This is a genomic window from Burkholderia sp. BCC1996, assembly GCF_905339955.1.
Lineage (GTDB): Bacteria > Pseudomonadota > Gammaproteobacteria > Burkholderiales > Burkholderiaceae > Burkholderia.
Genome location: NZ_CAJPHM010000005.1, coordinates 11,763 through 25,280 on the forward strand (window position 1 = coordinate 11,763; position 13,518 = coordinate 25,280).

Sequence of the window (13,518 nt, forward strand, 5' to 3'; positions counted from 1 at the left end):
GGGAGACGCAGATGAGTCAAGTCATTTCCGTTCGCCGCCCGGCCGCCGACGCGTCGGTCGGCCAGGCGCTGAAGAATGCCGCGGCCGCCGCACTGCTGACGGCGATCCTCACGATTCCAGTGCTCGGCCTGCAGCTGAAGCTCGACGGCTATCAGGTGGTGCTCACGCCGCACTGGCGTCCGGTGTGGATCGCGGTCGCGGCCGTGTTCCTGTTCCAGCTGTTCAAGCCGTGGCTCGTGCGCGCGAAATCGGCGGTGAAGCTGCCGGCGATGCCCGCGATGGGCGCGCAGCAGCAGCGCGCGATCATCTGGGTGCTGCTCGCGGTCGGCCTCGTGTGGCCGTTCTTCGGTTCGCGCGGCGCGGTAGACGTCGCGACGCTCGCGCTGATCTACGTGATCCTCGGCCTCGGGCTGAACATCGTGGTCGGTTTCGCGGGGCTGCTGGATCTCGGCTATGTCGGGTTCTACGCGGTCGGCGGCTATACGTACGCGATGCTGAACCAGTATTTCGGGCTGTCGTTCTGGGAGTGCCTGCCGATCGCGGCGATCGCCGCGGCGACGTTCGGCTTCCTGCTCGGCTTCCCGGTGCTGCGTCTGCGCGGCGACTATCTCGCGATCGTCACGCTCGGCTTCGGCGAAATCATCCGCCTGCTCGCGAACAACCTGACGAGCCTCACCGGCGGCCCGGACGGCATCTCGAGCATTCCGAAACCGACGGTGTTCGGCTTCGAGATGGCGCGCTCGGCGAGCGTCGAAGGTGCGAAGACCTTCCATGAACTGATCGGGCTGGAATACAGCGGCGAACACATGGTGATCTTCCTGTACCTGATCGCGCTGGTGCTGGTTGGCTTCACGCTGTTCGTGACGAGCCGCCTGATCCGCATGCCGATGGGCCGCGCGTGGGAAGCGCTGCGCGACGACGAGATCGCCTGCCGTTCGCTGGGTCTCAACCCGACGCGCATCAAGCTGTCGGCGTTCACGCTCGGCGCGGCGTTCGCGGGCATCGGCGGCGCGTTCTTCGCGGCGCGTCAGGGCCTCGTGAATCCTGAATCGTTCACCTTCATCGAGTCGGCGCTGATCCTCGCGATCGTCGTGCTCGGCGGGATGGGCTCGCAGCTCGGCGTGATTCTCGCGGCGATCCTGCTGACCGTGCTGCCGGAAGTCGCGCGTGGCTTCGCCGAGTACCGGATGCTGATCTTCGGTCTGGTGATGGTGTTGATGATGATGTGGCGTCCGCAGGGCCTGCTGCCCGCGAGCCGTCCCCACGTGGAGCTGCCGCAATGAGCGCGAATACGGAACTGTTGAAGGTCGCCGGGCTGCAGATGCGCTTCGGCGGGTTGCTCGCGGTGGACGGCATCGATTTCGACGTGCGCCGCAACGAGGTGTTCGCGATCATCGGGCCGAACGGCGCGGGCAAGACCACGGTGTTCAACTGCGTCGGCGGCTTCTACAAGCCGACCGGCGGCGACGTCGTGCTCGACGGCCACGCGATCGCGGGGCTGCCGAGCCACCAGATCGCGTTGAAGGGCCTCGTGCGCACGTTCCAGAACATCCGCCTGTTCAAGTCGCTGACGGTGGTCGAGAACCTGCTCGTCGCGCAGCATCGCAAGGTGAAGTCGGGGCTGTTGCCGGGCCTGTTCTCGACGCCCGCGTATCGTCGCGCCGAGAAGGAAGCGCTCGAACGCGCGGCCGTGTGGCTCGACCGGATGGGGCTGAAGTCGGTCGCCAACCGGCAGGCGGGCACGCTGTCGTACGGGCACCAGCGGCGCCTGGAGATCGCGCGCTGCATGATCACCGAGCCGCGCCTGTTGATGCTGGACGAACCGGCGGCCGGTCTCAACCCGCAGGAAAAGATCGAGCTGCAGCACCTGATCGACAAGCTGCGCCACGAGTTCGGCGTGTCGGTGCTGCTGATCGAACACGACATGAGCCTCGTGATGGGCGTGTCCGACCGCATCCTCGTGATGGAGCATGGCCGGCCGATCGTGATCGGCACGCCGGAAGCGGTCCGCAACGACCCGCGCGTGATCAAGGCGTATCTGGGGGAAGAGTGATGCTGAAGCTGGAACAGGTCCATACGCACTACGGCGCGGTCGAGGCGCTCGCGGGCGTGTCGATCGAGGTGAAGAAGGGCGAGATCGTCACGCTGATCGGCAGCAACGGCGCCGGCAAGACGACGCTGATGATGACCGTGTGCGGCACGCCGCGCGCGTCGTCGGGCCGCGTGCTGTTCGAGGGCAACGACATCACCGCGATGTCGACGCACCAAATCATGCGGCAGGGGATGGCGATCTCGCCGGAAGGGCGGCGCGTGTTCCCGAGCCTGACGGTGCTCGAGAACCTGAAGATGGGCGGGTTCTTCGCGAGTCGTCATGAAATCGACGACGGCATCGAGCACGTGTTCAAGCTGTTCCCGCGCCTGAAGGAACGCGCGGCGCAGCGGGCCGGCACGATGTCGGGCGGCGAGCAGCAGATGCTGGCGATCGGCCGCGCGCTGATGAGCAAGCCGCGTTTGCTGCTGCTCGACGAGCCGACGCTCGGCCTCGCGCCGCTCGTGATCGCGCAGATCTTCGACATCATCCGGACGATTCGTGACGAGGGTGTCACGGTGTTCCTCGTCGAGCAGAACGCGAACAAGGCGCTGGGTGTGGCCGATCGCGGCTACGTGCTCGAAACGGGGCGCGTGGTGCTCGCCGACACGGGCGCGAACCTGCTCGCGAACGACCGGATCAAGCAGGCGTATCTCGGCGGTTGACGAGAGAAAGCCGCCGGCCTGCAACGGGCCGGCGGTCTACGGGAATGGTGTAGCCGATTCGGCTTCGATCGTAGCAAATTCGGCTACACCTGGCGAAGCACTCGGATCGACGCAAAATCACTACGACGACGCGAAACACCTCTATCAGCAGCGGTTCGGCCTCGACCTGCTGATGACTCTTCTACCCTAGCCGATCCTGAACGTGCTTTTCAGCACGTCGCGCAAATGCAGCGCGGCGCGATTGCTGTCGTCCGTGAGGATCGTGATCAGATGCGGCGGCAGATCCGGCAGCGCGATCCCCGCGACGTTGCTCGTCAGGTTGCCGGACACGCGATCGTGCTCGATGATGCCGACCGCGAGGCCATTCGCGATGCACGCTTCGACCGCCGGCGAGCTCGCGCTCTCGAGCAGCATCCGGTGCGCGATCTTCGCCTTCTTCAGCGCGTTCAGCGCGGTGTCGCGGTACGGACATCCCTGCAGCTGCACGGCGATCGGCAGCGGCGCGTCGGGATTGAACTTGAACGTGCGCGCGGCGACCCACACCGGATGGGTCTTGCTGAGCAGTTCCGCGTGCGGCAGCGCTTTCGGCACGACGGCAATCGTGATGTCGAGCTGGCCGCGGGAAAACAGCTGCTGCAGTTCCTCGCTGGAGCGCGCTTCGACGGTCAGTTCGAGCAACGGCCGGTCGGCGGCGAAGCGCGGCAGGAATTCCGCCATGAAATGCGCGGCATACGAATCGGGGATGCCGAGCCGCAACTTGCCGGTCAGGATCTGCGGCGACAGCGATTCGACCAGGCGGTCGTGGCTCGACAGGAACTCGGTGGTATCGCCGAGCAGCTTGTGGCCGAACTGCGTGAGCTCGACGGCCTGGTTGTTTCGCGTAAACAGCCGCTGCGCGACCATCTCCTCGAGCTTCTGGATCTGTGCGGTGACCGACGACGGGCTGCGATTCACATACGCGGCCGCATCCTTGAAGCGGCCGAGCTTCGCGACGGCGTGGAAGGTACGCAGCAGGTCGACGTCCAGGGTGCGCGGCATGATTTTGATTTTCCGAATCAGTGATTCAGGTAATGTCGATTGACGGAATTATTGCGCGTCCCTATCCTCGGGTCAACAGGCGGACGACGGCAGGCATTCGATCGAGCGTGACACGTATCCCGGGGAACGATTCATGTCTATCAATGATTTTGTAGTGGATGCATTGGTGCGGGACAGGAAGCTGAAGGCGGAGTCGGTATGGACGGTCGAGAATCACGAGAAGTATTCGACGTTGCAGCGCACGGACGATGCCGCGCGGCAACGCGAGGCAGGGCGTGAAGTCTTCTCCTTGATGCGGAACCTGAACGAATTGGGGGTTCGGAGTCCTGCATTATGTGCGGATCGCAACGGAAAAGGATCGTTGCGCGAAGCGATCGGTGCGTTGAGCGAGCGTCTCGCCACGTTGTCGCGCGGCCGCCACGTTCACTACATCGAACTCGGGCCCGAGCCGGTCAAGACGACCGAACTGATGAAGGGCGTCAGCGGTGGCGGGCCGGACCATCTGCGCTACACGGCGGTCGACATCAACGAGTCGTCGGAACACGCGATGCGCGACGCGATCATGCCGTTCCTGAAGACGCCCGGCTGTTTCAACTACATCGCCGACGACTACCGGAACGTGCAATGGAACCACATCGATCTGGGCCAAGACATGACCTTCATCACGATGCTCGGGTTCCAGGAAGGCAACGAGTTGCCGGTGACGATCGGCCGGCTGATCCGCAATCTCGGCGGCAAGTCGACCTACGTGGTGTCGGAGATGCAACTGTTCGTCGAAGGCCGCGAAGCGCACATCTACGACTTCTACCGCAACGAGAACATGATGCGGTTCTCCGAAGTCGTCAGCCGGCAGCAGGGCTTCGAGCCGCACGGCGAGCATGACGTGTCGATCGTCCGGCTGAACCTGCTGGGCGATCAGTTCCACGTTGCGGTTACGCTGCAGCCGGTGTCGAAGGCTGACGTCCACGGGCATCTGATCACCAACGTCTGCCTGAAATACACGCCCGAGCAATTCCGCCACGTGCGCAGCAGTCACGGCAACTGCCGGGTGATCGACGAACTGCGCAGCGGGGACGGCAGCGTCGTGTACCAGATTGCGCAGTTCAAGGGCTAGCGCCCCGGGGCCGCAACGACGAGAGCGAGGCACGCGATGAACAAGGGAAATGCACTGCCGGTGTTTGCGCGCGGGTTCGATCGGGTGAGGCTTGCGCTGCGGACCTCGCTGGCCGGCGACGCGAATGTCGCGGACGACACGGTTACCGTTGCGGAACGGATGCGCTGGACGAGCGGCTTCCTGCGCGACGGCTATCAGGTGCGGTATCGCCGCAACCTCGACGATCTCGGCTATCGCGACGTGCCGATGCGCGGCACGCAGTCGAACGCGCTCAACGCGGTGTGCAGCCTGCGCGGGTTGTTCTCCGACGAAGCGGTTCACGCGTTGCGCGAGATCGGCCGCACGCTGGAACGCAGCGCGTCGCACAGCAACTGGATCATCTCGAAGCGGGTGCGTGCGGTGACGAACCGCTCGCGCTTCATCGACGCGATGATGCACGACCGCGCGTTCCTGCTGCGGCTGTCGCGTCTGGCCGGCGCGCCGTTGATCCCGTATCCGATGATCAATGCGCGCTCGCAGTTCAACTATTACTACCCGACGCGCGAGCGCGACGACAAGGAACAGGTCGGCATGTGGCACACCGACGGCACCAGTTTCGTGCTGAACATCGTGCTGTCGGATCGATCCGAATACGAGGGCGGAAACTTTCTGTTCTACGAATCGACTGCCGAGACGTTCGATCGGCACGATCGCGAACGCGCGCATGTGAAGACGGCGGATTTGAGCCAGGCGGGCGACGCGCTGCTGATCTACGGCAGCAAGCTGTTCCATGGCGTCGAACCGGTCGAGGCAGGGCGGCGCATGTCGCTGGTGCTGTCGTTTCATTGCCCTTACACGCGCGAGGACGACAACGGCTTCTGGCATCTCGCGTCGGACGACGGCATCCCGCGCACGGTCGTCAACTGGCTTGCACTGCAACGCAGCCTTCGCGACGACGCGGCGATGCAGTACCTTCGCCTCGGTCTCGAACCGATCCGGTTCGAAGACCTGGGCGACGCGCGCACATCCACGGTCACGTTCTGAGGGGCGCCGTTCCGATGCAGCTTTTCCTGATCCAGCTCGTTTTCGTGTTGTCGTGGAGTTCCGGCTTCATCGGCGCCAAGCTCGGCGCGGAGACGGCCGGTGCGTTCAACCTGCTGTTCTGGCGTTTTCTGCTCGTCACGCTCTGTCTGGCGATCGTCCTCAACAGGCGGCTCGGGCGCCTGACGCTGGAGAAGATCCGCTATCACGCGGTGATCGGCTTTCTGTCGCAGTTCCTCTACCTGGCCTGCGTCTACGTCGCGATCCAGCATGGGCTGCCGCCGGGCATCGCGGCGATCGTCGCGGCGTTGCAGCCGCTCATCACGGCGGCGATGACGACGTTCGAAGGCAGCGAGCGCAGCGGCGCGCGCCAGTGGGCCGGGCTCGTGCTCGGATTCATCGGCGTCGGCATCGTGATCGGCGGGCAATACGCGCTGCCGACCGAATCGGTCGGCATCGTCATGTACATGCTGCCGCTGGTGTCCGCGCTGGGGCTGTCGATCGCGACGATCTATCAGCGGCGGCGCGCGCTCACGACGGCGCGCAGCAACGAGGACGGGTTGTTTCTGCCGCTGTTCGTGCAGGGGTGCGTGAGCCTCGTGCTGTTCGCGGCATGCGGGCTCGTCACCGGCGATCTGCATGTGCCGACGCAGCCGAACGTCTGGTTGTCCGTCGTGTGGCTGACGGTGTTCTCGACGTTCATGGCTTACCTGACGTTATGGGCGCTGCTCAAGCGCATGCCCGCGACGCGCGTGGCGACGCTCGTCTATCTCGAACCGCCCGTGACGCTGACCTGGGCCGCGTGGATGTTCGGCGACCGGATTCCGGTGACGACCTATCTCGGCATCGTCGTCGTCGCGCTCGGCGTGTGGCTCGCCAGCAAGCACGGCGAACGGTTCGGCCGGGCGCGGCGGGCAGGCATGGAAGCGGCCCGCGGCAGCGAGCCGGACGCCGGGTTCACGCGTGCAGCGCCAGACCCTTCACGGCTTTATCCACGGCCTTCTTCGGCCCGTGCAATGCAAGGCCGACCAGATCGAGATTCGTCGCGTCCCCGGCGCGAAACGCTTCGCGATTGGCCGCGTCGTGCCCGGTCGAGAACATCGCGCGCACGTACGGCACGATCCTGACTTCGCGCGACAGCGCGTGCCGATGCGCGGCCTGCAGGCCGTCGAGATCGGCCGCGAACACCAGCATCGGCTGGCCGAACATGCGGCCGTAGCGATTCCCGGCCGCATCCTCGTAAGGCTCGCCGAGCGCTTCGGGCGCGCCGGCCGCGACGCCCGTCGCGAGAAATGCGACCACATTGAGTTTCTGCCACGCCGCGAGATCGTCGCGCACGATCAATGCCACTTTCGTATCGAACATGAGTGCTCCTCGTTGAAGCGCTCATGATCGGATAGCCGGCGCGATCAGTCTGGAACGTTTGTGCACATCCGCCGATAGGCGGCCGGCGTCATCCGGTACGCGCGGCGGAACCAGCGGCCGAGGTGACTCTGGTCGGCGAAGCCGACGTCCGCGGCAGCCTGCGCCGGCGTGCGGCCTGCCGCGAGCAGCCGGCGCGCCGCGCGCAGGCGCAGGCGAACCAGGTACGCGTGCGGCGACGTCCCGTATGCGCGCTGGAACAGCCGCGTGAGCCGGAAGCGGTCGGTGCCGGCCAACTCGGCGAGTTCGTCGAGGCCGAGATTGCCGTCCAGATGCGCGTGCAGCAGGTCGCGCACGCGCACGATCGCCGGCGGCACGGTGCCCGTGCTCGTGTCGGCGCTTGCCGCGACCGAATCGCGCAATTGGCTGCCGAGGCGCGTGAGCAGACGGTCGAGCGTCTGGTCGCGCGCGAGCTTGCCTTCGTTGCCGTGGATCGCGAGAAACGCGTGGCGGATCGCGTCGACGAGGCTGCGATCGTCGACGAGCGTATGGCCGAACGCGGCTTCGACGCCGCTCAGGCCGGGAAGATCGATTCGGCGTGCCGCACGTTCGACCCACGCCTGCGGCAGGTACAGCATCGAGTAGGTGAAGCCGCCGGCTTCCGGCGCATGGCCGTCGTGCAGCGCGCCCGGCTCGATCAGGATCGCGCGGCCCGGCACGCTCGTGTGCAGCGACCGATGACACTGGAAACGCTGCACGCCTTGTTCCGTGAAGCCGATCAGCATGTCGTCGTGATCGTGCGGATCGTACGCATGCCCGCTGAAATGCGCGCGCAGGCTTTCGATCCCCGTTTCCGGATCGCGGTGCGCGACGAGCCAGTGCTCGTTCGTGCCGTTGTCGTTTGCCGCGCTCGCCATCGCTCGCCTCGCTGCCCGTGGTCGTTGCCTGCCGGATAGTGTACGCAGATCGTACGCGCTTCGTGCGGCAGCGACGGGCGGCGGGGTTACAGCGCGCGTGCGATCGCCTGTTCCAGCAGCGACAGCCCGAGATCGATTTCCGCTTCGCTGACGGTCAGCGGCGGCGCGATCCGGAACACGCCGCCCATGCCGGGCAACTGCACGATGTTCATGCTGAGCCCGAGGTTCATGCACTCGCGCGTGATCTTCGCGCCGAGCCCGTCCGCCGGTTCCTTCGTCCGCCGGTCCTTGACGATCTCGACGCCGAGCAGCAAGCCGCGTCCGCGCACGTCGCCGATGCAGTCGAAGCGCTCCATCAGGTCGAGCAGCCCGCGCCGCAGCCGGTCGCCCATCACGTTCGCCCGCTGGACGAGGCCGTCGCGCTGCACCACGTCGAGCACGCGCAGGCCGACCGCGGCCGGCAGCGGGTCCGACACGTGCGTCGTGTAGAACAGGTAGCCGAGTTCGTGCGCGCGTTCCTCGATCCGCGCGGACGTGACGACTGCCGCGAGCGGCAGCCCCGCGCCGAGCGTCTTCGACAGCGTGAGGAGGTCGGGCGTCACGCCGTCGCGCTGGCATGCAAACATCGTGCCGGTGCGCCCGACGCCGGTTTGCGCTTCGTCGAGGATCAGCAGCATCGCGCGCTCCTCGCATTTGCGCTTGAGCGCCGCCATGTAGCCTTCCGGCAGTTCGATGATGCCGCCCGAACTGAGGATCGGCTCCGCGATGAACGCGGCGAGGTTGCCGCTCGACTGGCGATCGATCAGGTCGAATGCGTAGTCGAGTTCGGCGAGATAGTCGTACGTGCCGTTGCGCTCGAAGCGCGGCCGGTACGCGAACGGCGCCGGAATCGCGAACGAACCGACGGCGGCCGGCCCGACGCCCTTGCGGCCGGCGCTGTACGTGGCGGACGCCGCCGCGCCCGTCATCCCGTGCCACGACTGCGCGAAGCCGACGATCTCGTACTTGCCGGTGACGAGCTTCGCCATCCGGATCGCCGCTTCGTTCGATTCCGCGCCGGTGCTCAGCAGCAGCGCGCGATCGAGCCCGGGCGGCGTGAGGTCGGCGAGGCGCGTCGCGAGGTCGACGACGGGGCGCGACAGCATCCCGCTGAACAGGTGATCGAGCTTGCCCGCGTATTCGTTGATGACGGAGACGATCTCCGGATGGCTGTGCCCGAGCACCGCGCTCATCTGGCCCGACGTGAAATCGAGGATCGCGCGGCCGTCCGCGTCGTAGACGAAGCTGCCTTGCGCGCGCTCGATGATCATCGGCTCGAACGTGCCGCCGTAGCGGATCAGGTGCTGCCTGGCGTTGTGCCAGAAGGTTGCGTCGTCGTTCAGGGACATCGGGCTTCTCCGGACAAGGGCCAAGGATCGCTTGCAGTCTAGGCGCCGGTCTGGTTTTATGGAAACGAATAGTTCTTATGCAAGGTAGAAAAGGAGCTAATACCTTGGCACGCTCGCTCGAAATCGACCTGCTGCGCTCGTTCGTCGTGATCGCCGAAGTGCGCTCGCTCAGCCGCGCGGCGGCGCGGGTCGGCCGTACGCAATCCGCGCTCAGCCAGCAGATGCGGCGGCTCGAGGAAAGCGTCGACCAGCCGCTGTTCCAGCGCACCGGCCGCGGCGTGCTGCTCACCCATCCCGGCGAGCGGCTGCTCGTGCATGCGCAGCGCATCCTGCGGCAGCACGACGAAGCGATGGCCGACCTGTGCGGCACCGGGTTGTCGGGCACGATCCGGTTCGGCTGTCCGGACGATTACGCGGGCGTGTTCCTGCCGTCGCTGCTGCGGCAGTTTTCGAGCCAGCATCCGCAGGCGATCGTCGAGGTCGTGTGCGGGCCGACGCCGCGGCTGCTCGAACAACTCGACAAGCGGGCGGTCGATCTGGCGATGGTGTCCGTGCCGGACGATGGTTCGGACGGCGACTTTATCCGCCGTGAGCAACTGGTCTGGATCGGCTATCCGGGGCTCGATGCCGCGCGGTTCGATCCGTTGCCGCTCGCGCTGTCCGATCCCGATACGCTCGATCATATTGCGGCCTGTGAGGCGCTGCGTCGCGCCGGCCGCGATTATCGCGTCGCGTATGCGAGCAGCAGCCTCGCGGGGCTGACCGCGCTGGTGCGTTCGGGGCAGGCGTTTGCGGTGATGACGCAGACGGCGGTGCCGGCCGATCTGGCCATCCTCGCCGGCGATCGCGGGCTGCCGCCGCTGCCGGCGGTCGGCATTACGCTGCGGTTCGACCGGAAGCGACCGTCGCATCTGACGGCGGCGTTCGCGGAGCATATTCGGGCGGTCTTGCCGGTGCTGTGAGGGCGGGGTAGGGCGTGTGGGTGAGCGGTCGAGCGATGCGCCGTTTTCTGATGGAGAGGGGGAATGCTGATGCAGCAGTACCTGCGCCTTGTCTGATAGGGATCGGCACACGAAGCTACGCCACGACCTACGCTCGATCTTTTCAGGACTGGCCGATGCCGACCCGGAGCGGACAGCCGCCCTTCTACAAAGCAGCCATTCGCTTCAGATGGGCCAAACGCCGCGCGAAAGTTTACAACTCATTCGGATTGACGTGTGTGAAATGCAATGGGGTTAACGATTCCTTGAAAACTCCGCTGCCATTGCATCTAATTGCTATCAAACGCAACAATCAAAGCTTGGCGGGGTAGCATCATGAAGAAAATTGCCTTGCATTTGATGGACGCCGCATTGGTCGCGGCGGTTTTGTTTTTTTACTACGTTCGCGCATTTCACGGTCACGGTCGAGCACCAATATCAACCCAAATGGCTCATTGGCGAGACGTATGCTTCGTCTTGACGCTTATCGCGATGTTTGTCGTTCCATTTCGAGTAAAAAAATCATATCCGAGTATATATAACTTCGCTACCTTTAACGCAAAAGGAGAGAGAAGAAAAACAATATTCATTCCATTATTTACAATGATTACGATCATCATCGGCACGGTAGCAATAATTCGAATATTCATTGTGGCGGCGCCGTAAACAGGGGGGCGTTAATAGTTGCGAATACATCTTCATATCCGAGTCCACTGTGATCATACCTGCACCTTATCTGACAAGACGCAGATCACAAACCTACGCCGAGACCTACGCCAGACGTTTCAGCGATGGGCCGTTACCGACCCGAATCAGCCACTCGCATTTCTTGAAATGCCGACGCTCGCGGAGCCGATTATCACCGATGCCCGGCGCAGGGTCGAACGTCAAAGAGACCTGGCTCAATCCGGTGCCAACGTGAATTCGATTTTCACGAGCCCGCCGTCGATTGACATAGTCTGCTTTTCAACCGAATCAGGTCTTGCCATACAAAATAGTCCCTTCACGCGGGTGTCAGAATTCTCTTTGCGATGGCAATCCCAAACAAGCTCTGTCTCGCTCAGACCTACAGGTCCCCATGGGATTATCTCTTTATGAGCTACTCCGACGACTCCACTATGGACCTGAGGATGGAGAGAGTCCTCCGGCAGAAACTCGGAGTGGCCAATGCCCATCGGTTGCCACTTGCATTCACCGGGCAGATAGTGATCAAGAAAGAAGCGCACCGAAAAATCGCTTTGACCCGCTGGCAGCCGAACCGAATCATATACATCTTGCGGGACGTCAGGAGCTCCCGCGAAGCGTGCGAATGCAGTCTGAGTCATGCATTTAGCATTCGTCGTGCCATAAAGGGAGTCGAGCCAAAGTTCGATACGTGGATCCTTGTGTACTTGTATAACCAGGATTCTTTGCGGCGCCGGGTTGACCTCAGGGCGATCGGAGTAATGGTTTTGGGCGAGCTCTGTATGTTCGCGAAACTGAACGAGGTCTGGCTGTGCCTGCACGACAAGCGTATATCCGGCGAAACAAACCACCGCGCTCGCCATTGCAACAAGTTGTCGATAGAGCATTATTTTTCCCCCGTATGTATATTGAATCAGGTGATCTTTTTCCCACATTACCGGCAACAAGAATAACAGGGACAGACGTGGGGGAGTGCATCAAATTATCAACGAATTTGCTTCATAAATCGAATGTCCCCTTTTGGCGGTATCAGACTCACGTGGAGGCCCGCTTCCGACCCGGAGCGGTCTGACACATTTCCCGAAAACGGTCGTTCGATCTACCACATGCCCTCAAGGGGACACCCAGTAATACTGGTCGAGCGTGATGCCGGGTTGCCATCCTACGCGGAGCCTCATTTTTTTATGCATGGATGTTCGTAGGCTTATTTCATGGCCGCTGCTCTAATATCTTGACAAAGGTTCTTTAGATTTCGAGGACATTGGTCGCTCGCATTTCTAGCGATCCGCTGCAATCGGTCTGCAGGCACAGTTTCGTCAATATGCCGGATAATGAATTTACGGAAAGCTGGATCTGACGCGATCATGGGTTGAATCTGTCGAATAGTTTCCCAGTGATCGGCAAGCAAATGAGTAATTGACTCGCTGAAACCTTCCGCAATGGCTCCATCGTCGCAATGTGCATATTGTAAAAATTGTAGATGCAACTGCTTCCGCGACCTACCAACTGCAACTACAGCTTCTGCCTTCTGAGCCTCCGCTGCTGTACAAACTCGTGTGTCACCTAGGGCCGTTGACGAGCAGAAAATGGCGACAAGCCATAGCCAAAAGTAGCGAACTATTGTTTGGAATGAGTTGACGATCATTTTCATTATTAGGAACGTGGATGCAAAGGGCGTAGGCGTTATTTCCCACCAAGCCGTCTTGAGATCACGAACACCTCGACATCTGACATAGAGCATTCTTCACTCGATGCATCGCTTGCAGTGATAACCTCTATCGTCTCACCACTTTTTTCAGTGAAGATGACGTGATGAACTTGACGGTACAAGTCATTTCCAATTCGTTCCGATGCGAGTCGAACCGTCGTGGTCTTGTTGAAGTCGAGTTTGTCGTTGTCGGTTAGCCCTGCGTTCTTAAGCTTTACGAATGCCATACTAGTAGGCCAACGATCAAGCCCCGTGCAGTCCGGGTCTGCAGCCAGCGCATGGACGCCCGGGAAGGCACATGCCGCAGCAACGATGAAGGAGGGAATGTGGTTGCTCATTAACGCCTCATGTTGTAGTTACCAGGATACAAAATCCTACCTTCAGGCTGGATGTCTTTTGCGAATCTGCGCACCGCTCTTTGTAACGTCGGCTCTCTCTCGGAGAGAGCCGGTAAGACGAGGCAATATTACCTTAAGGTCGTATTCGTAAATCACGAACGTTCGCAGGTTGGGACCGGCGCAGCTCTCATGGTCGGTGATTTACGTGGCTGCCA

The 13,518-nt window shown here is 62.7% G+C and carries 13 protein-coding genes and 1 pseudogene; 8 read left to right on the forward strand and 6 right to left on the reverse strand.

The genetic code is table 11. From position 1 onward, the window contains the following. Positions 1–11 precede the first annotated feature (11 nt). The 3 genes from U4Z64_RS08130 to U4Z64_RS08140 are packed head-to-tail and all read left to right on the forward strand — an operon-like array spanning position 12 to position 2,754. Complete coding sequence (locus tag U4Z64_RS08130) at positions 12–1,283, forward strand: high-affinity branched-chain amino acid ABC transporter permease LivM (RefSeq protein ID WP_044846847.1); 1,272 nt, start codon at positions 12–14, stop codon at positions 1,281–1,283. Further along, positions 1,280–2,053 carry a high-affinity branched-chain amino acid ABC transporter ATP-binding protein LivG gene (livG, locus tag U4Z64_RS08135; protein ID WP_044846848.1) on the forward strand — a complete coding sequence of 258 codons (774 nt, stop codon included), beginning with the start codon at positions 1,280–1,282 and terminating at the stop codon, positions 2,051–2,053. The genes U4Z64_RS08130 and livG overlap by 4 nt, the downstream gene beginning before the upstream one ends. Continuing rightward, positions 2,053–2,754 carry an ABC transporter ATP-binding protein gene (locus tag U4Z64_RS08140; RefSeq protein WP_044846849.1) on the forward strand — a complete coding sequence of 234 codons (702 nt, stop codon included), beginning with the start codon at positions 2,053–2,055 and terminating at the stop codon, positions 2,752–2,754. The genes livG and U4Z64_RS08140 overlap by 1 nt, the downstream gene beginning before the upstream one ends. 186 nt (positions 2,755–2,940) lie before the next feature. Here the strand turns inward: U4Z64_RS08140 and U4Z64_RS08145 are convergent, their stop codons facing one another. After that, positions 2,941–3,792: a LysR substrate-binding domain-containing protein gene (locus U4Z64_RS08145; RefSeq protein WP_044846850.1), complete on the reverse strand. Its 852-nt coding sequence runs from the start codon at positions 3,790–3,792 to the stop codon at positions 2,941–2,943. 133 nt (positions 3,793–3,925) lie between these two features. On the opposite strand from U4Z64_RS08145, the gene U4Z64_RS08150 reads away from it, so the two are divergent. From U4Z64_RS08150 to U4Z64_RS08160, 3 genes and pseudogenes are all read left to right on the forward strand, one after another. After that, positions 3,926–4,906, forward strand: a complete 981-nt coding sequence (locus tag U4Z64_RS08150; RefSeq protein WP_321819649.1) for a hypothetical protein — start codon at positions 3,926–3,928, stop codon at positions 4,904–4,906. 36 nt (positions 4,907–4,942) lie between these two features. Then, positions 4,943–5,929 (forward strand): 2OG-Fe(II) oxygenase, encoded by a 987-nt coding sequence (locus U4Z64_RS08155; RefSeq protein ID WP_321819650.1) that lies wholly within the window; start codon positions 4,943–4,945, stop codon positions 5,927–5,929. Between the two features lie 14 nt (positions 5,930–5,943). Then, a pseudogene (locus U4Z64_RS08160) lies at positions 5,944–6,747 on the forward strand (DMT family transporter); the annotation flags it as partial. Positions 6,748–6,883: 136 nt separating this feature from the next. Here U4Z64_RS08160 and U4Z64_RS08165 read toward each other — a convergent pair. The 3 genes from U4Z64_RS08165 to U4Z64_RS08175 form a co-directional block, all read right to left on the reverse strand. After that, positions 6,884–7,291, reverse strand: coding sequence for a DUF2000 domain-containing protein (locus U4Z64_RS08165; RefSeq protein WP_082088634.1), 408 nt, complete (start codon positions 7,289–7,291; stop codon positions 6,884–6,886). A gap of 44 nt (positions 7,292–7,335) precedes the next feature. After that, positions 7,336–8,205, reverse strand: a complete 870-nt coding sequence (locus U4Z64_RS08170; RefSeq protein WP_321819651.1) for an AraC family transcriptional regulator — start codon at positions 8,203–8,205, stop codon at positions 7,336–7,338. An 86-nt stretch (positions 8,206–8,291) separates the two neighbouring features. Continuing rightward, positions 8,292–9,593 (reverse strand): aspartate aminotransferase family protein, encoded by a 1,302-nt coding sequence (locus U4Z64_RS08175; RefSeq protein WP_321819652.1) that lies wholly within the window; start codon positions 9,591–9,593, stop codon positions 8,292–8,294. A 77-nt stretch (positions 9,594–9,670) separates the two neighbouring features. On the opposite strand from U4Z64_RS08175, the gene U4Z64_RS08180 reads away from it, so the two are divergent. Both U4Z64_RS08180 and U4Z64_RS08185 read left to right on the forward strand, forming a co-directional pair. Next, on the forward strand, positions 9,671–10,555 hold the full coding sequence (locus U4Z64_RS08180; protein WP_193759824.1) for a LysR family transcriptional regulator: 885 nt from the start codon (positions 9,671–9,673) through the stop codon (positions 10,553–10,555). A gap of 354 nt (positions 10,556–10,909) precedes the next feature. Continuing rightward, complete coding sequence (locus U4Z64_RS08185) at positions 10,910–11,239, forward strand: hypothetical protein (protein ID WP_321819653.1); 330 nt, start codon at positions 10,910–10,912, stop codon at positions 11,237–11,239. A gap of 236 nt (positions 11,240–11,475) precedes the next feature. On the opposite strand, the gene U4Z64_RS08190 is transcribed toward U4Z64_RS08185, so the two are convergent. Together U4Z64_RS08190 and U4Z64_RS08195 are read right to left on the reverse strand one after the other, a co-directional pair. Next, a complete protein-coding gene (locus U4Z64_RS08190; protein WP_321819654.1) occupies positions 11,476–12,144 on the reverse strand; it encodes a hypothetical protein in 669 nt (222 codons plus the stop codon). 796 nt (positions 12,145–12,940) lie between these two features. Next, positions 12,941–13,303 carry a hypothetical protein gene (locus U4Z64_RS08195; protein WP_321819655.1) on the reverse strand — a complete coding sequence of 121 codons (363 nt, stop codon included), beginning with the start codon at positions 13,301–13,303 and terminating at the stop codon, positions 12,941–12,943. Between the last annotated feature and the right edge of the window lie 215 nt (positions 13,304–13,518).